Here is a 17508-nt window from a genome sequence, read left to right as displayed (position 1 = left end):
TTTTTCACTCATCTAACTCCGCCATTAAATCGGCAACCGAGCCGCGTTTAACATTACCTTTTTGATAATCATCTCTGGCTTGTTTTATATCAACTATCAATTCATGACGACGCTGTTGACTTAAACGCTTAGTAATAATATCGAGTAATATTACTTGTTCCTCTGGTTCGAGTGCTTCCACAACATCAATTGCTTGTTGCAGGGTCGATGTATTCTCTGTCATAGATTTTATTTAAAATTTAAATTATATAAATTATATATTGCTTAGATACTTGAAGATATTTACTATTTCTTAATTTTTGCCAAACATCATGTTTAGTTACAGTTTGGGTACAAAGCTTGGGCGACGTGAGTCGTTCGCATATAGCCAAGAGCAGTTTTAGGAAGGCGATCGCGTTAGTTTTTTGATGAAAATATGATTACGGTTGTTTGTGGATTTGGGAATGCGATCGCGTTGGTTGTGGTTATGAGATTGTATAGCCAGGACTATTTTTAGAGAGGCGATCGCAGCTTTATTTATCATTTTGCTTGTTAGCAACTTGCCGCACCACCTCGATATCCAAATCAAGTGCTTGTGCTATTTGTTCTATCGTTAACCCAATTTTCAGTAACCGAGGAAGTGTTTCTAATTTTGTTTCCTCCTTCACTTCTTGATAAAAACGGGTTTGTTTCCATTCACTTAAACCAAACATCGCTTCCAACTCCTGACGGCTATAGGACGAAAATTTATAAACCAGCATCCTTTCTACTAATTCTAAAAGGTTGCGACGGTTTGCCGCATCTGTCTGTTTGACTTCTGCAATTAAACTTCTTGCTTGTTGTACTGCTTCATTTTCTGGTGCAACTACCAACTTAATAATACCTAAACCGATGGAAGAATCAGAACCCTCGTCTAACTCATCTAAATAAATTATACGAATATATCCAGCATCGAATAAAGATTGATATGCCAGAGGAATACCAGGATCTAAGCTGCGTTTTGCCCAAAGCACAACCCCCTGGCAACTTCGATTTGGTTTATATTGATTTAAGTAAACCGCAGCCTCAGTAATAATGCGCCAATACAAATCTTCATCTGGCTGAAACTGCACTTCAACAAAATAAATTGGCGATTCTGGAAACTCAGGTTTAGGTAAAAATACCCCATCAATTCGTCGTGCAAGCTCTTTTACTTCCACAGAGGAAAAATTATAGCGTAATGCCAGATTTGGAGGCTGTTCTAACAGTTCAAATAAAACACTGGGAAGATTTTGCAGCAGAGTATAGAAAATTGTGTCGGTTTTCATCGCCCAAAGATGCACCAAAGCAGATTTAGTTAGCTTACGATAAACGCAACCTCTACAGGTCAGTCTGTATTCCAGTTTTGGTTTTTACTTGAGTGCAATAGCATTTACTTGGTTATGTTTTGGGATGCGCTCGCGATCGCTATTTGGTTTGAGATGGCTTTAGTATTCCATTCCGCTCATCGGCGATTTTCCCAGACGTACTTGCTCTCCAAGGGGCGATCGCGTCAGAATATAGATGAAAACGCTGTTACTTGTCTTAACAATGTCCCCGATGCAGCTTACTGAAAACCTGGCTTCTAGTTCCGCCCCCCAAGCCGCACACAGGGGGTATGATTATGATTTGGTCATCGTTGGTGGTGGCATTGTTGGTTTAACCCTAGCTGCTGCTCTCAAAGATTCTGGTTTCAGCATACTATTGATAGAAGCGCGGGTAGCTTCTGCCGCAGTTGCCAAAGGGCAAGCCTACGCTGTACATATGTTGTCATCCCTGATATTCCAAGGAATCGGCATTTGGGATAAGATTTTGCCCCACATCGAAACCTATCGCCAAGTTCGACTCTCCGATGCTGACTATTCCCAGGTAGTAGAATTTTCCACAGCAGATATCGGCAAAACAGATTTAGGTTATGTTGCCGAACACCAAGCATTATTAGAACCGCTACAGGAATTTATCCAGAATTGTCCCAATGTCACCTATCTTTGTCCGGCAGAAGTTATAGCCAGCCGCTATTTACCGGATATGGTAGCTATTGATATTAATGTATCCGGAGAATTACGCACAGTTCGCAGTCAGTTATTAGTAGCTGCGGATGGTTCCCGCTCACCGATTCGCCAAGCCGCAGGTATCAAAACTAAGGGCTGGAAGTATTGGCAATCATGTATTGTTGCCTTTGTCAAGCCAGAAAAGCATCATAATCACACTGCCCATGAAAAGTTTTGGCAGAGTGGACCTTTTGCCATTTTACCTTTACCGGGAAACCGTTGCCGCATCGTTTGGACTGCTCCCCACGAAGAGGCAAAAGCCTTATGTGCATTGGATGACGAGCAGTTTTTAGCGGAGTTAACCAAGCGGTTTGGGAGTCATTTGGGTAAATTGGAATTACTTGGCGATCGCTTTGTTTTTAATGTGCAACTCATGCAGAGCGATCGCTATGTTTCCCACCGTTTAGCATTAGTTGGTGATGCTGCTCACTGTTGCCATCCCGTGGGGGGACAAGGTTTAAACTTGGGTGTACGTGATGCTGCGGCTTTAGCGCAGATTATTCAGTCAGCGCAGCAAGCGGGGGAAGATATAGGTAGTATCCAAGTTCTCAAACGTTACGAAGGTTGGCGCAAATTAGAAAACCTGACAATTTTAGGGTTTACTGATATGTTAGACCGGGTATTTTCTAATAATTTTCTCCCCCTAGTTCTTGCTAGAAGGGCAGGTTTATGGGTGATGAAGCGTGTACCTATGTTGAAGGTTCATACTTTAAAACTGATGATTGGCTTGAAGGGAAAAATACCTGATTTGGCAAGATAATCATAGGGAATGGGTAGTTCTCATTCCCCACATTCAGTGATATGACAAGGAAGTAGGCATGATATTATGTCAGCCAAGGATAAATTCCATTATGCGGTGAAAGTCGCCCTAGAAAAAGATGGATGGACGATTACTGATGACCCTCTTTACATTCCCCTAGAAAGAATTACGGGTATGTATATTGACCTAGGTGCGGAAAAACTGATTGTAGCAGACAAGGAAAATCAACAAATAGCTGTTGAGGTTAAAAGTTTTCTTGGTGCATCAACAATTTCTGAGTTTCATACTGCTATTGGTCAATTTACTAATTATCGTTATGCCTTGGCTGATTATCAACCAGAACGTATTTTATTTTTGGCAATTAGCAATAAAATTTATGAAGACTTTTTTACCACACCATTTATTCAATCTGTAATCCAACGTAGTCAAATCAATCTACTCATATTTAATCCAGGAACGGAGGAGATTGTCGCATGGAAAAAGTAGAAAATTATCGAGAGTATATCAAATTTCTAATTAGTGACTATGCTGCAAATCGGACATCAAATCATTCAGATAACGATTTGGAAATGCAGCAAGTTTTTGATACACAGCATGACCATTATCAGCTAATTTATATTGGTTGGGATAAAAAAGGTCGGCGAATATTTGGTCCCGTGATGCATTTAGATATCAAAAATGGCAAAATCTGGATTCAATGGAATGGTACCGAAGATGATATCGCTGCGGAATTAGTTGCCATGGGTGTAGAAAAGGAGGATATTGTTTTAGGTTTTCACTCCCCCTATATGCGCCAATTTACAGATTTTGCTGTGGGGTAGGATATTAAAAATTACCGAAAATCATCCCTGCTAAAATCACAAAACCAATCCAGACGTTTTGCTTAAACATCTCTGCATAGCTAGAGTTAGGTAATTCTGGTTGCATTAAGCGTATGACTTGCCAAATCCAAGCCGCAGTGGCAATACCTAGGGTAATCCAGAAAGCTACATGGAGGTGAATTTGCCATCCCATCCATCCCAGACAAAGGGTAGTACCCGCAAAAAATAGAGCGATCGCCACCGATGCATAATTCCCAAAAAATAAAGCACTGGAATTTACCCCAATCCGGCGATCATCTTCGCGATCGCTCATAGCATAAACTGTATCAAATCCCAGCGTCCATAAAACCGTAGCTCCCCAAAGTAACCAGGTAGGGAGGGAAATATTTTGTGTGACTGCACTCCAACTAATCAAAACCGCAAAACCCCAAGCAATAGATAATACTAACTGGGGTACGGGAAATACTCGTTTCGCACCAGGATAGAGAAGAATTACAGGCACCGCAGCCACGGATAACCAAAAGCTTAATCGGTTAAGATAGAAGGCGAGAATCGCTGCACAAGCCATTGCCACAACAGCAACAATAATACCTACCTGAATTGATAAAGCACGGGAAGCCAGGGGGCGATCGCGGGTTCTTTCCACCTCTGGATCGATATTTCTATCCCATAAGTCATTGACAACACAACCAGCTGCACTTGTTGCCAGGGTTCCCAGAATAATGACTCCTACCAAAGGTAAAGGGGGTTTACCACCAGCTGCCAAAAACACAGCCCACAGCGCCGGAATCATCAAAATTAGTCTACCTTCTGGCTTATTCCACCGCAAGAGCCGAAAAACCCGACTAACTAAAGATTCTTGGTTAATTTCTGGTGTACTTAACATAGGGCGGGGAAATAACTAGACAGTAATTTGTTCACACTTCTTCATATCTATAGAATATCTTTATTTGCTATTTGTAAAAACATCACTAGAAAATCACAACTTTTAGATACATATTAGTTACTGGCTATGGAATATCAGATAATTTTCTGATACGCCATCTCTAGTGCGTCATTTGCAGTTCTGATAGTAGCTAAGGCATGACACAGCCAAGACGAAATTCAAAAGTTTTTCCTTCTTCTACGGAAAAATTAAACCGACAAATCTGTCAAAAAGATTTCCGGGGGAAATTCAGTAGATGAATGGGGAAAATACTTGGCTTTCTCTTGAAACCTACTGACGGCAGCTTTTTGTCAGGAAGTTGGCAACAAGTGCTTGTAGAAGTGATTTGGAGCTTCTATCAACATTTGCTTTTGGGCAGCTCTCCACCGTCAATCCTGCAACGATTACGACTATATACCCATTACCATCACAAACAAGAGGCAACACCAGATGGTGAACTTAGTTTCTGCGCTACTGAAGAGTGTTTCCACTCCCGCAGTTGAGCAACACCGAATTATTGCTGCCATTGATATGGGAACAAATTCCCTACATATGGTAATTGTGCGAATTGAGCCAAGTTTACCCGCCTTTAGTATCATTGGCAGAGAAAAGGAAACTGTCAGACTTGGCGATCGCGATTTGGTGACAGGCAATCTCAAACCAGAGGTAATGGCAAGGGCGATCGCTAGCTTACATCGTTTTCAAGAAGTCGCAAAAACTCTGAATGTGGAAACCGTGATTGCAGTTGCCACCAGTGCAGTACGAGAAGCACCTAACGGTAAAGACTTTTTACAACAGGTTGAGTCAGAATTAGGCTTAAAGGTAGACTTAATTTCTGGACAGGAGGAAGCACGGCGCATCTATTTAGGTGTATTGTCGGGGATGGAATTCAACAATCAGCCCCACATCATCATCGATATTGGCGGTGGTTCTACGGAGATAATTTTGGGTGATAGTAATGAAGAACGCACCCTCACAAGTACTAAAATCGGTGCTGTCCGTCTTACTGGTGAACTAATTGCTACAGACCCCCTCAGTGCTGCGGAGTTTCAATATCTTCAGGCATATGCTAGGGGAATGCTGGAGCGCTCTGTGGAAGAAGTGTTAGCACATTTGCGTTTTGGCGAACATCCCAAATTAGTTGGTACGGCGGGAACTATTGAAACTCTGGCATTAATTAATGTCCGTGAAAAAACCGGGATGGTACCCTCCACCCTCAACGGCTACCAATTCAGCCTCAAAGACTTACAGGAATGGGTGAATCGCTTCCGTAAAATGACGAATGCGGAACGGGCAGCTATACCAGGAATGCCAGAGAAAAGGTCAGAAGTGATACTTGCAGGGGCAGTAATTTTACAGGAAGCCATGACTCTTCTGGGAGTAGAGAATATTACTGTCTGCGAGCGTTCACTACGGGAAGGTGTGGTAGTTGACTGGATGCTCACCCATGGCTTAATTGAAAATCGTCTGCGTTATCAAGGTTCTGTCCGTCAGCGCAGTGTATTAAAAGTAGCCAAGAAATTTCAGATTAATCTGGAACATAGCGATCGCATTGCCGTATTTGCCCTAAGTATATTTGAGCAACTTCAAGGTATCCTCCACAACTGGGGAGATGAAGAACGTCAGTTACTCTGGGCAGCAGCGATACTACATAATTGCGGTCACTATGTCAACCATGATTCTCACCACAAACATTCCTACTACCTGATTCGTAACGGTGAGCTTTTAGGTTACAACGAAACCGAAATCGAAATCATCGCTAATATAGCTCGTTACCATCGCAAATCCCCCCCTAGGAAAAAACACGAGAATTACGGCAACCTCCTGCACAAAGAACATCGACGCATGGTGAACCATTTTAGTGCAATTTTACGCCTAGCCGTTGCCCTAGATAGAAGACAAATTGGGGCGATCGTCAGCGTTGAATGTCTATTTAATCCTAGTACCAGAGAATTACTTCTGCGACTTCTTCCTTCCCATCCTGACGACGATTGTGCTTTAGAAATTTGGAGTTTAGATTATAAAAAAGGCGTCTTTGAAGAAGAATTTGCCGTCAAAGTCAGAACCCAATTAGAATCATCTATTGCTGCTTTTAATTAACAATTAATAGATGTATTGCTAGAACATTCTCAATAAATAAGACTTGCCTGCAACACCTGCATTCTCCATTACAATTAACCCGATGAGCGAAAACCTTTATGATGTACAGATAACAATAAAATACCTGCAAAATACCTGATTCACATACTGTGATAGATAACTTATGTAGTATGTAAAACGCTCAAAATTAAATTGAGAAATGCGGATGGAGACGTTCCAGTGGAGCGTCTCTGATTTACCACAGATTACTCTTCCAAATATTCTTCCAAATATGGGGACATATCTATCCTTCCCTAGAAGCAAGAACCTGAATTAGAAAACATTATTTCTACAAATAAACCTACTTGGGAGGTTTTTGCCAAGCAGAAATTAACAAACAGGCAATACCAATATTGATACAAACATCGGCAATATTAAACACCGGAAAATTAATTAGGCGAAAATCCAGAAAATCTACCACATAACCTAGAGCAAATCTATCCAAACCATTACCTAAAGCACCACCTAAAATAAATCCATATCCCAACTGTTCCCAAAAAGTTAACCATCGGCTAAACCAAGCTAACGCCATTAGCCCTAAACTGACAGCGAGGGATAACCAACGTAACCATTCCACCTTACCAGAGAATAGACTAAAGGCAGCGCCAGTATTAATCACATAGGTAAAATGAAACACCCCTGGTAACAAAGCTAAAGTCTGCTGCAAATCAAATGTCTGCACTACCCAATATTTTGTAAGTTGGTCAATGATAAAAGCAGAAACAGCTGTAATCCAAAATATCCGATTTCTGAGGCGCATCGCAAATTCTCCATACCTGCCAACAGCCATATTCATTCATCATTGCTTAATAGAACATTAAATGTCGTAAAATGTAGGCGATGAGGGTGACAACACAAACCACTGATAACTGTCCAGGGATGGCAAACCAAGAATATCTTTCAATGGCTTGCATCAAAGACATCGTTTCTGTGCCTTTTAGCTGTAAAATATAACTAATAACTAAATAACTAATACCGCAGAGGTGGACACTTAACAACCCACAAACACAGCTAAACGCCAAAGTCTCCAATTTAGGTTTAGCTTTAAAGGCAATTAAACCACAAATCCAGGCACCAGGGATAAAACCAAGTAAGTAGCCGAATTGTGATAATTTAATATAACCAATACCGCCACCATCAGCGAAAACTGGTAGCAAGGTTAACCCCATAACAATGTAGGCAATTTGTGAAAGCGCACCAGCATTTTTACCCCCCAAACATCCCACTAATAGCACTCCACCAATTTGAAAGGTGACTCCTAAAGATAGAGAATGCAATCCTTGCTCACCCCAACTCCAGGGTAGGGTGGTAATGTGGGCTTCCAGAAAAGTGCCACCCATGGTTAAGAGCAAGCCAATCATCGACCATAGTAACTGGTTGGAGGTGGTTAACATTTACCATTCGCTCATGAATAATCTGAATTTATCACCCGTAATTCACGGTAATTTGCCAAAAAAAAATTGTAGAAATTAAATTAATTTAAATCTAAAATTCGCAAGTAGCAACAAAAGTTAAATTTTTCCAAAATTACTGTAAAAAATGACAATCGATTTTCAAATGTTAACCTTCCCTTTACTTTAAAGATATATATTATAAGCGCTTATCTGAAAAATTACCAAAATATAGGTATCCATGCTTTTCCGTAACCCTGTAACTAATAAATCTCGTTTAGCGCGGGTTGCGTCAGTATTAGCACTGACGATGAGCCTAGCGGCTTGTAGTGGTGGAACTCAGGACAACAATGCCGCAAATGAGGCGACTCCTGGTGCTGCCAAGGATGCGACGGCTTCCAGTCCAGCCAAGCTGGATTTAGGTGGAAATGTGTCCTTAACTGGTGCGGGTGCATCTTTCCCCGCCCCTTTATACCAGACCTGGTTTCAAGGTTTGAACAAGAAGTATCCAAATTTACAAGTAAACTATCAATCCGTTGGTAGTGGTGCGGGTGTGGAACAGTTCACCAAGGGGACAGTGGACTTTGGTGCTAGCGACGTAGCCATGAAAGACGAGGAAATAGCAAAGGTAGAGAAGGGCGTAATGATGCTACCGATGACGGCTGGTAGTATCGTTTTAGCTTATAATTTGCCTGATGTAGCGGAATTAAAATTACCTCGAACAGTTTACGTAGATATCCTATTGGGCAAGATTAAGTCTTGGGATGATGCGGCGATCGCCAAAGCTAACCCCGGAGTCACCCTACCCAAAGAACCCATCACCGTCGTTTATCGTTCCGATGGTAGCGGTACCACAGGTGTGTTTACCAAGCACTTGAGTGCCATCAGTCCAGAATGGAAAACCAAAGTCGGTGACGGTAAGAGCGTCAAATGGCCCGTAGGTGTGGGAGCCAAAGGTAACGAAGGTGTGACAGCTCAAGTTGCCCAAACCAAGGGTTCTATCGGCTACATTGAGTATGGCTATGCCAAACAAAATAGCTTGAAATTTGCTGCCCTGGAGAATAAAGCCGGAAAGTTTGTCGTCCCCAATGATGCATCAGCCTCCAAAACCTTAGAGTCTGTCACCTTGCCGGAAAACCTACGGGCTTTCATTAGCGATCCAGAGGGTGAAGCTTCCTACCCCATTGTCAGTTTCACCTGGATTTTGGCGTATAAACAATACCCAGATGCGGTGAAAGCGAAAGCCATAGAGGCAATGATCGAGTATGGTTTAACAGATGGTCAGAAACTAGCTGTGGAACTAGGTTACGTTCCCCTACCACAAAACGTCATTCAAAAAGTTGCCGCCGCAGCTGATGCTATTAGCCCAGAGTACAAAATTTCTGTCACTGGCAACAGCAATAGTGCTAGTAAGTAACTTTCTGCATTGATTGCAGAGTTCGTTGTCAACTGATTACTCAGTCACTTAGGACTCATAATGTGGTTCGCTCCCACATTTTGACTACAAATTTGGGGTAGTAAGTTATCGATAATATGTTGTCGAAACTTGCCCTTGAATCCGTCATCAAAATCTCTCATTGATTTTCATGGGTTAATTATATTCATGAGTTCATCAGTTCAAAATCATCAGATTCAGCCTCGCTCAAAGCTGGATAAGTCCTTGGATGTTGGCTTTATTGGGTTGACAAGATTATTTGCATTGGCGATCGCTGGTACTTTACTATGGATTGCTGTACAAGTGGCTATCCAAGCAATGCCAGCTATTCAGAAGTTTGGTCTCACATTCCTGACTGAAAGTTCTTGGAACCCAGTTACTAATGACTATGGTGTTCTTCCCCAAGTTTACGGAACTATCGCCAGCGCTTTCATCGGTTTGTTAATCTCAGTTCCCATTGGTGTCGGTACTGCCATTCTTCTCAGCGAAAACCTTCTACCGAAACCTGTACGTACAGTCATTGTTTTTCTGGTTGAGTTACTCGCAGCTATCCCCAGTGTTGTCTACGGTGTATGGGGTATATTTGTATTAGTGCCTATCATCACCAATGTTGGCAAATGGTTGCATTCTAGCCTCGGTTGGATACCCTTTTTTAGCACCTCACCCACAGGTCCTGGATTGTTTCCAGCTGGAGTAATCCTTGCAATTATGACCTTACCAATTATCACCGCGATTTCCCGTGATGCCCTAATTTCCGTACCTCCAAGTTTGCGTCAAGCAGCTATGGGATTAGGTGCAACCCGTTGGGAAACAATTTTTCAAGTGTTAATTCCGGCGGCATTTTCTGGTATTGTCAGTGCAGTTATGCTTGCCCTAGGACGAGCAATGGGTGAAACCATGGCTGTGACTATGTTGATTGGTAATTCTAATAATATTAGTGCCTCGATATTCGCCCCTGCTAATACAATTTCATCCCTACTTGCTAACCAATTCGCAGAAGCCAGTGGTTTACAAGTAGGTGCATTAATGTATGCTGCCCTAGTTCTCTTTGTGCTGACTCTGATAGTCAACATTTTGGCGCAGTTAATTGTTGTCCGCATGAAGCGCATTTAAAACTTGCCAACCATCTCAGATTTTATGAGTTCTACCTATAGAGATCAGCCTCCCCCATTTGTTCCTGGCAGCTTAAACCACTCCCGTCTATCTCCTCGCACCCTATTTAGCAATATCATGACAGGTTTAGCCTTTTTATGTGGCATCCTGTCAATTTTGCCTTTAGTAGCAGTACTTTCTTACGTTCTGATTCAAGGTTTTAGTAGCCTCAGTTTAAACCTATTTACAGAACTACCTCCCCCTCCCCTAGTCAAAGGTGGTGGTTTTGGAAATGCCATCATCGGTACGCTGATTATGGTGGGGATTGGTGCTTTAATCAGTATTCCCCTGGGAGTATTAGCGGCAATATATCTCACCGAATTTAGCTCTGGTAAGATTGCATACTGGGTAAGATTTGCAACAAATGTCTTAAGTGGAGTACCTTCGATTATAGCGGGCGTATTTGCCTACGGTATCGTCGTGGCAACCACTGGAGGTTTCTCAGCATTTGCTGGGGGTTTTGCCTTATCAATCCTAATGTTACCGATTATCGTCCGCACTACCGACGAAGCCTTACAGTTAGTATCCAATGATTTGCGCCAAGCGGCAAAGGGACTAGGAGCAACTAACTTTCAAACAGTGATGTGGGTGGTATTACCCGCAGCTTTACCTGCCATTGTGACAGGTACAACTCTCTCGATTGCCCGTGCGTCAGGAGAAACCGCACCCCTACTATTTACCGCCCTATTCTCGCAGTTCTGGTCAAATAGTTTGTTTGCCCCGACTGCATCCTTGGCAGTACTTGTGTTTAACTTTGCCATTTCTCCCTTTAAAAACTGGCAAGCCTTGGCTTGGGCAGCATCTTTGATTTTAGTCTTAATGGTGCTAATTACCAGCATTATTGCTCGTTGGGCAACTCGACAAACAACACACACAGCTCATTAATGACGGAAGGGTGAAGGGAGAAGGGAAAAATTATTCTCGCTTTTTCTCTATCTACCACTTTCTACCCAATTTAAGAATAGTCAGATTCAAGTTAGATTCAAAAATATACCACATATGGCAACTAACGTTAGAGTTCAACAACAAACTGAAACAGTTTTACACACAGAAGGGTTGAACGTATATTACGGCAACTTTCTGGCTGTGCGTGATATTTGGATGAATATCCCCAAAAACCGGGTGACAGCCTTTATCGGTCCTTCTGGTTGCGGTAAAAGTACGATTTTGCGCTGCTTTAATCGTTTAAATGATTTAGTAGAAAGTTTCCGAGCCGAAGGAAGTATTTACTACTATGGTGAAAACTTGTATGCACCCCAAATTGACCCTGTGGAAGTGCGGCGGCGGATTGGGATGGTGTTTCAAAGACCAAATCCTTTCCCGAAATCCATCTATGATAATATCGCCTTTGGTCCCAGGCTAAACGGTTTCAAGGGAGACATGGATGAGTTGGTGGAGCGTTCCCTAAAGCAAGCTGCCCTGTGGGATGAGGTGAAGGATAAACTCAGACAAAGTGGTTATTCTCTGTCAGGGGGACAACAGCAACGTTTGTGTATTGCGAGAGCGATCGCCACCCAACCAGACGTTATTCTCATGGATGAACCCTGTTCTGCCCTTGACCCCATCTCAACTTTGCGGGTTGAAGATTTAATTCACGAACTTAAAGAACAATACACCATCATTATCGTTACCCACAATATGCAACAGGCATCACGGGTATCAGATATGACTGCATTCTTCAATGTACAAGCCTCCGAAAAAGGTGGGCGGACTGGTTACTTAGTGGAATTTGACCGCACAGAAAACATTTTCCAAAATCCCCAACAGGAAGCGACAAAAGAATACGTCAGTGGTAAGTTTGGTTAATGTTATGTAGTTCACGCTTGTTACTAATTATGGAAAGCATCAAACGCTAGTTCTGCCCAAGTGGGAGCTAGCTTTTTTGTTATCAAAAACAACCATGGGCAACTCAATTGTATACATTTAAAATCTTGAGTGACTTTTGTTATCAAAAACAACCATAGGCAACTCAATTGTATACATTTAAAATCTTGAGTGATTATAGTGTAGAAAACCTGCAATCGATGGGATTTCACTCCAATTATGAAACAGATAAAAATTCTCAAACCCTTGTCAAATCAGGATTGATAGATTACTTAGCTAACTTGTTGCAGAGTAAATATTGGGAATTGGGATTGTTAGATTTACAACATTTCTGGGAATATTAAGTCATAGTTAATGATTTTCCTTGACAAAATCTCAAGACTATGAATAGTACAGCACCTCAATTTCCGGAAATCTCTGGCTATAGCATCACTGAGCAGCTTTATTGTGGTTCACGGACAGCTGTATATCGAGCAATTAGAGAGAGTCAGAGACTACCCGTTATTATTAAGGTGCTGCAACGAGAGTATCCCCAATTTGGGGAATTAGTGCAGTTTCGCAATCAGTATGCAATTAGTAAAAATCTTCCCATTTCTGGTATTGTTCAACCTCTAAGTCTAGAAAAATTTGGTAATGGCTATGCTCTGATCATGGCTGATTGGGGTGGTATATCCCTGGAAAAATACATCAAGCAGCAGCCATTAGACTTATCTGACAGTTTGGGAATTGCCATTCAACTGGCTGATATTCTCCACGAACTGCACCAACATCGAGTTATCCACAAAGACGTCAAACCCGCAAATATTCTAATTCATCCTGAGTCTAAGCAAATTAAGCTGATTGACTTTAGTATTGCGTCGGTGCTACCCAAAGAAAACCAGGAAATCCAAAACCCCAATACTCTAGAAGGAACTTTAGCTTATCTTGCTCCTGAACAAACGGGACGTATGAATCGCGGTATTGATTACCGTAGTGATTTTTATGCCCTCGGTGTCACCCTGTATCAATTACTTGCAGGCAGCTTACCCTTTACGGCAGACGACCCCTTAGAACTAGTTCATTGCCACATCGCCAAAACAGCCAAGTCCATTAGTCAAGTCAATAATGATGTCCCAGAAATAGTCGGGGCAATAGTTGCCAAGCTCATGGCGAAAAATGCCGAAAACCGCTATCAAAGTGCCTTAGGACTAAAGTATGATTTACAACAGTGCTTAAGTCGATGGAAAGAAATAGGGTCAATTACTGAGTTTCCATTGGGACAGAAAGATTTGTGCGATCGCTTCAATATTCCAGAAAAACTCTACGGACGGGAACAAGAAGTCCAAACCCTGCTAGAAGCTTTTGAAAGGGTTGCCCAAGGAGCATCAGAAATGATGTTGGTGGCTGGTTTTTCGGGAATTGGCAAAACAGCTGTTGTCAATGAAGTACATAAACCGATTGTCAAACAACGGGGCTATTTCATTAAGGGGAAATTTGACCAGTTTAATCGCAATATTCCCTTTTCTGCCTTTTTGCAAGCCTTCCGGGACTTAATCGGGCAATTACTCAGCGAAAGTGATGCCCAATTGCAAAGCTGGAAAGTCCAGATTCTCAAAGCACTGGGTGACAATGCTCAAGTCATTATTGAATTAATCCCGGAACTAGAGCGGGTTATTGGAGTACAACCACCTGCACCCGAATTATTCGGAACCGCAGCCCAAAATCGGTTTAATTTGTTGTTTCAAAAGTTCATTCAAGTCTTTACCACTCCCGAACACCCGTTGGTTATGTTTGTGGATGATTTGCAATGGGCAGATTCGGCTTCCTTGAATTTGATTCAGGAATTAATGTCTGAGTCTAAAAGGGGTTGTTTATTGCTGGTAGGAGCCTACCGGGATAATGAAGTCTTTGCTGCTCATCCGTTAATGTTGACTCTGAATGGGATGGAAAAAACCGGGGCAATCATCCACACCATCACCCTAGAACCTTTGAATTTAACCAGTCTCAATCACCTGATTGCTGATACCCTCCATGCTCCCCTACCGGTGGTACAACCCCTGACAGAACTGTTAATACAGAAAACCCAGGGTAATCCTTTCTTTGCTACCCAGTTTCTTAAGGCATTATATCAAGACCAGTTAATTACCTTTGACCAGGATGCGGGTCATTGGCAATGTGATATTGTGCAAGTGCGAGATGCCGCTTTGACCTCGGATGTGGTGGAATTAATGGTGCAGCAATTACAAAAGCTGCCGACAGCAACCCAAGAGATTTTACAATTAGCTGCTTGTATTGGTAATCAGTTTGATTTAAACACCCTGGCGGTTATTTCCCAGCAATCTCCAACTGAGGTGGCAACAACCCTGTGGAAAGCATTACAAGAAGGGTTTATTCTGCCCCAAAGCGATCTGTACAAATTTTATTTAGAAGAAAGTCAAGAAAATCAAGTAACGCAGAATTCCTCAGAGGAAACCCTCAGTTATCGTTTTTTGCACGATCGCGTTCAACAAGCTGCCTATTCATCAATTATTGAAGAGTGTAAAGCCCCTATTCATTACCGCATAGGTCGATTGTTACTGACGCACTTTTCATCAGATACCTATGAGGAGCGGATTTTTGAAATTGTTGGTCATTTGAATCTCGGCAGTGATGTGACTAGCGATTCCCTAGAACTGCTGGAATTGGCACGCTTAAATCTGTTAGCAGGGCGCAAAGCTATTGATTCTACGGCTTATGCTGCGGCGATCGCCTATCTGAATCGGGGAATTGAAATTTTGCCTGAAGATAGCTGGAAGACGCACTATCGACTGACTTTAGATCTCCATCATCAACGCTTGGATGCAGCTTATCTCAATACAGAGTTTGAGAACTTAGAAGCTTGGGGCGAACTGGTATTACAACAAGCAACCTCAATAATCGATTGCATTAAAGTATACGAAACTCGAATAATGGCACTGCGATCGCAAGGGGAATTTTTGCAAGTTGTTGAGATTGGTTTACAAGTCCTGAAACAATTAGGCGTTGAGTTTCCGTCTCACCCCACCCCTGCTGATATTGGAGCCGCATATGAGCGATCGCGGCAAGCTTGGCAAGGACGTGAACCGTTGAGTCTCCTGGAACTACCAACCATGGAAGATCCACAAATATTAGCCGCGATGCAAATTCTCACCAAAATTGTTCCTTCTGTCTATATTGCATTACCGGCTCTAGCACCCCTGCTGAGTTTTAAGCAAGTAGAACTCTCCATACAGTATGGCAATTCTCCGATCTCAATTTTTTCCTATGCGGAGTATGGCTTTATTCTGAGTGACATCATGGGTGATATTTCCATGGGCTATGAATTTGGGCAGCTTTCCCTGGCACTGTTAGAGAAACTTCAGGTTGCCTCTTTCAAGAGTAGAGCCTATTTCCTTGTCAGTAGCTTCATCCGTCATTGGCGAGAACCACTGCATGATGTAATTCCATCCCTATTAGAAGGCTACCGTAGCGGGTTGGAAAGTGGTGATTGGGAATGTGTCGCCCTGAATCTATTGACCTACAGCCACTACCAATATTGGGCAGGACGGGAGTTACAGGGACTGGCAACAGAAATGCGGGCTTATCGACAAGCGATCGAGCAAGTTAAGCAGCAAGCGACATTGCTATCCCATGAAGTTTATCTGCAAGCGGTTTTAAATTTATTGGAACAGGTGGAAACACCCTACAAATTACAAGGCGAAATCTTGGATGCAGAACACCTGATTCCCTTTTTAGAAAAACAGAACGATCTAACAGGATTATTCCATACTTACCTCAATCAATTATGTTTGTACTATCTATTTGAACAGAATGAACAAGCGCTACAATTAGCATCTCTACTGGAAAAATATAGCGATGCCTCTCGTGGTTTCTTCTTGAGTGCTATCTGCAAATACTATGACGCATTAATTCAGGTTCGATGCTATGCGGACGCTGAACCCGAAAAACAAGCTCTGATTCTAGAACGGATTACAGCAAATCAAGAACAGCTCAAAGGTTGGGCTACCTATGCACCTTTTAACCATGAGCATCGTTGGCAATTGATCGCAGCTGAAACCTATCGTGTACTTGACCAAAAAGGGGAAGCGATCGCCCACTATGATATGGCAATTGCCTCTGCTCAAGCTAATCGCTGAAGCAGTAGCTGAGTTAGCTGAAAATATCGACTTAGAATTTCTTTTGGAAGATTTGCCCAAGCTACTTGATTCCATGGCAGGAGCAACCAGTCGTATCAAAAATATTAGTACAAGTCTGCGTACTTTCTCCCGTGCCGATACTGAATACAAAGTCAGTGCCAATCTCCATGAAGGTATTGATAGTACCTTGTTAATCTTGAAATATCGCCTCAAAGCTAACGAAAACCGTCCAGCGATTCAAGTCATTACAGAGTATGGGAAAATATCCCAGATTGAGTGTTTCCCCGGACAGTTAAATCAGGTATTTATGAATATCCTGGCGAATGCCATTGATATGTTTGACGAAATGGCACAAACCCAATCCTTTCAAGAACTAGAAGCCAATCCTCAAATCATTACCATTGGGACTGAAATTGTATCAAATCAGGTGCATATCAATATCCGCGATAATGGCAAGGGTATGACACAAGAGGTACAGGGGAAAATCTTTGACCATTTATTTACTACCAAATCTGTAGGTAAAGGTACGGGGTTAGGATTAGCGATCGCCCGCCAAATAGTAGTGGAAAAGCATAGTGGTAGTCTCCATGTCTGGTCTGAACCTGGTAAAGGAACTAACTTCTGTATTGTTTTACCGATTAGTAGTAAATAAGACATGAATCGCCTGTTGAATTACCTGCAATCAGACTGTTAGTTAGATTGGGGAGATTTGTGGGCATCTTAATAACAGTCATAATACCGATTCAAAAAATGTTTACGACAGATACCCCCCTATCGGGAAGCCGCTCCGCGTCTATGGGGCTATCCATTACCCGGATCTTTCGCAACATTTACGAGAGTATTCACTCACGCTTTTTCTAACCCTGATTCCTTCGTCGTC

Annotated in this window: 16 protein-coding genes and 1 pseudogene; 11 read left to right on the top strand and 6 right to left on the bottom strand. The window is 42.3% G+C overall.

The features are described 5' to 3' along the window. Positions 1–4 precede the first annotated feature (4 nt). The 3 genes from IJ00_RS13310 to IJ00_RS13305 form a co-directional block, all read right to left on the bottom strand. A complete protein-coding gene (locus IJ00_RS13310) occupies positions 5–223 on the bottom strand; it encodes a hypothetical protein (RefSeq protein ID WP_035153756.1) in 219 nt (72 codons plus the stop codon). Positions 224–379: 156 nt separating this feature from the next. Then, complete coding sequence (locus IJ00_RS29040; protein WP_168163477.1) at positions 380–523, bottom strand: hypothetical protein; 144 nt, start codon at positions 521–523, stop codon at positions 380–382. After that, positions 513–1286, bottom strand: coding sequence for an Rpn family recombination-promoting nuclease/putative transposase (locus tag IJ00_RS13305; protein WP_035153754.1), 774 nt, complete (start codon positions 1284–1286; stop codon positions 513–515). Before IJ00_RS13305 ends, IJ00_RS29040 begins: the two co-directional genes overlap by 11 nt. Positions 1287–1400: 114 nt before the next feature. On the opposite strand from IJ00_RS13305, the gene IJ00_RS29035 reads away from it, so the two are divergent. From IJ00_RS29035 to IJ00_RS13290, 4 genes are all read left to right on the top strand, one after another. Next, positions 1401–1571 carry a hypothetical protein gene (locus tag IJ00_RS29035; RefSeq protein WP_168163476.1) on the top strand — a complete coding sequence of 57 codons (171 nt, stop codon included), beginning with the start codon at positions 1401–1403 and terminating at the stop codon, positions 1569–1571. Then, positions 1549–2808, top strand: a complete 1260-nt coding sequence (locus IJ00_RS13300) for an FAD-dependent hydroxylase (RefSeq protein WP_035153751.1) — start codon at positions 1549–1551, stop codon at positions 2806–2808. The genes IJ00_RS29035 and IJ00_RS13300 overlap by 23 nt, the downstream gene beginning before the upstream one ends. A gap of 66 nt (positions 2809–2874) precedes the next feature. Beyond that, positions 2875–3294: a XisH family protein gene (locus IJ00_RS13295; protein ID WP_035153749.1), complete on the top strand. Its 420-nt coding sequence runs from the start codon at positions 2875–2877 to the stop codon at positions 3292–3294. Further along, entirely contained in the window at positions 3282–3629 is a 348-nt protein-coding gene (locus IJ00_RS13290; protein WP_035153748.1) for a XisI protein, read from the top strand. Before IJ00_RS13295 ends, IJ00_RS13290 begins: the two co-directional genes overlap by 13 nt. A 4-nt stretch (positions 3630–3633) precedes the next feature. Here IJ00_RS13290 and IJ00_RS13285 read toward each other — a convergent pair whose 3' ends face one another. Then, entirely contained in the window at positions 3634–4515 is an 882-nt protein-coding gene (locus IJ00_RS13285; protein WP_035153746.1) for a 4-hydroxybenzoate solanesyltransferase, read from the bottom strand. A 489-nt stretch (positions 4516–5004) separates the two neighbouring features. Here IJ00_RS13285 and IJ00_RS13280 point away from each other — a divergent pair, with 489 nt between their 5' ends. After that, positions 5005–6654: a Ppx/GppA phosphatase family protein gene (locus IJ00_RS13280; protein ID WP_035153744.1), complete on the top strand. Its 1650-nt coding sequence runs from the start codon at positions 5005–5007 to the stop codon at positions 6652–6654. 340 nt (positions 6655–6994) lie between these two features. On the opposite strand, the gene lspA is transcribed toward IJ00_RS13280, so the two are convergent. Together lspA and IJ00_RS13270 are read right to left on the bottom strand one after the other, a co-directional pair. Further along, entirely contained in the window at positions 6995–7453 is a 459-nt protein-coding gene (gene lspA, locus IJ00_RS13275; protein ID WP_035153742.1) for a signal peptidase II, read from the bottom strand. 46 nt (positions 7454–7499) lie between these two features. Then, the gene (locus IJ00_RS13270) at positions 7500–8087 is read right to left on the bottom strand and encodes a biotin transporter BioY (protein WP_035153739.1); all 588 of its coding nucleotides are present in this window, start codon (positions 8085–8087) and stop codon (positions 7500–7502) included. Positions 8088–8325: 238 nt separating this feature from the next. On the opposite strand from IJ00_RS13270, the gene pstS reads away from it, so the two are divergent. The 6 genes and pseudogenes from pstS to IJ00_RS13245 all read left to right on the top strand — a co-directional run bounded on the left by pstS (position 8326) and on the right by IJ00_RS13245 (position 17280). After that, the gene (pstS, locus tag IJ00_RS13265) at positions 8326–9501 is read left to right on the top strand and encodes a phosphate ABC transporter substrate-binding protein PstS (RefSeq protein ID WP_035153737.1); all 1176 of its coding nucleotides are present in this window, start codon (positions 8326–8328) and stop codon (positions 9499–9501) included. A 186-nt stretch (positions 9502–9687) separates the two neighbouring features. Beyond that, entirely contained in the window at positions 9688–10632 is a 945-nt protein-coding gene (gene pstC / locus IJ00_RS13260; RefSeq protein WP_035153736.1) for a phosphate ABC transporter permease subunit PstC, read from the top strand. 24 nt (positions 10633–10656) lie between these two features. Next, positions 10657–11556 carry a phosphate ABC transporter permease PstA gene (pstA, locus tag IJ00_RS13255; protein ID WP_035153734.1) on the top strand — a complete coding sequence of 300 codons (900 nt, stop codon included), beginning with the start codon at positions 10657–10659 and terminating at the stop codon, positions 11554–11556. Between the two features lie 114 nt (positions 11557–11670). Continuing rightward, positions 11671–12477: a phosphate ABC transporter ATP-binding protein PstB gene (pstB, locus tag IJ00_RS13250; RefSeq protein WP_035153732.1), complete on the top strand. Its 807-nt coding sequence runs from the start codon at positions 11671–11673 to the stop codon at positions 12475–12477. 185 nt (positions 12478–12662) lie between these two features. Continuing rightward, positions 12663–12839: a hypothetical protein gene (locus tag IJ00_RS29030; RefSeq protein WP_168163475.1), complete on the top strand. Its 177-nt coding sequence runs from the start codon at positions 12663–12665 to the stop codon at positions 12837–12839. Positions 12840–12878: 39 nt separating this feature from the next. Next, positions 12879–17280, top strand: a pseudogene (locus IJ00_RS13245) (AAA family ATPase). The last annotated feature ends 228 nt before the right edge of the window (positions 17281–17508 follow it).

Source organism: Calothrix sp. 336/3 (assembly GCF_000734895.2).
Lineage (GTDB): Bacteria > Cyanobacteriota > Cyanobacteriia > Cyanobacteriales > Nostocaceae > 336-3.
This window is presented reverse-complemented; position numbering and strand designations above follow the sequence as displayed.

What these genes read in the sequence shown, in the direction of transcription:
- IJ00_RS13295 (WP_035153749.1), top strand. Translation starts at nt 2,875, where the DNA reads ATGTCAGCCAAGGATAAATTCCATTATGCGGTGAAAGTCGCCCTAGAA.
- IJ00_RS13290 (WP_035153748.1), top strand. Translation starts at nt 3,282, where the DNA reads ATGGAAAAAGTAGAAAATTATCGAGAGTATATCAAATTTCTAATTAGT.
- IJ00_RS13280 (WP_035153744.1), top strand. Translation starts at nt 5,005, where the DNA reads ATGGTGAACTTAGTTTCTGCGCTACTGAAGAGTGTTTCCACTCCCGCA.
- lspA (WP_035153742.1), bottom strand. Translation starts at nt 7,453, where the DNA reads ATGCGCCTCAGAAATCGGATATTTTGGATTACAGCTGTTTCTGCTTTT.
- IJ00_RS13285 (WP_035153746.1), bottom strand. Translation starts at nt 4,515, where the DNA reads ATGTTAAGTACACCAGAAATTAACCAAGAATCTTTAGTTAGTCGGGTT.
- IJ00_RS29035 (WP_168163476.1), top strand. Translation starts at nt 1,401, where the DNA reads ATGTTTTGGGATGCGCTCGCGATCGCTATTTGGTTTGAGATGGCTTTA.
- IJ00_RS29040 (WP_168163477.1), bottom strand. Translation starts at nt 523, where the DNA reads ATGATAAATAAAGCTGCGATCGCCTCTCTAAAAATAGTCCTGGCTATA.
- IJ00_RS13300 (WP_035153751.1), top strand. Translation starts at nt 1,549, where the DNA reads ATGTCCCCGATGCAGCTTACTGAAAACCTGGCTTCTAGTTCCGCCCCC.
- pstS (WP_035153737.1), top strand. Translation starts at nt 8,326, where the DNA reads ATGCTTTTCCGTAACCCTGTAACTAATAAATCTCGTTTAGCGCGGGTT.
- pstA (WP_035153734.1), top strand. Translation starts at nt 10,657, where the DNA reads ATGAGTTCTACCTATAGAGATCAGCCTCCCCCATTTGTTCCTGGCAGC.
- pstC (WP_035153736.1), top strand. Translation starts at nt 9,688, where the DNA reads ATGAGTTCATCAGTTCAAAATCATCAGATTCAGCCTCGCTCAAAGCTG.
- pstB (WP_035153732.1), top strand. Translation starts at nt 11,671, where the DNA reads ATGGCAACTAACGTTAGAGTTCAACAACAAACTGAAACAGTTTTACAC.
- IJ00_RS13310 (WP_035153756.1), bottom strand. Translation starts at nt 223, where the DNA reads ATGACAGAGAATACATCGACCCTGCAACAAGCAATTGATGTTGTGGAA.
- IJ00_RS13305 (WP_035153754.1), bottom strand. Translation starts at nt 1,286, where the DNA reads ATGAAAACCGACACAATTTTCTATACTCTGCTGCAAAATCTTCCCAGT.
- IJ00_RS13270 (WP_035153739.1), bottom strand. Translation starts at nt 8,087, where the DNA reads ATGTTAACCACCTCCAACCAGTTACTATGGTCGATGATTGGCTTGCTC.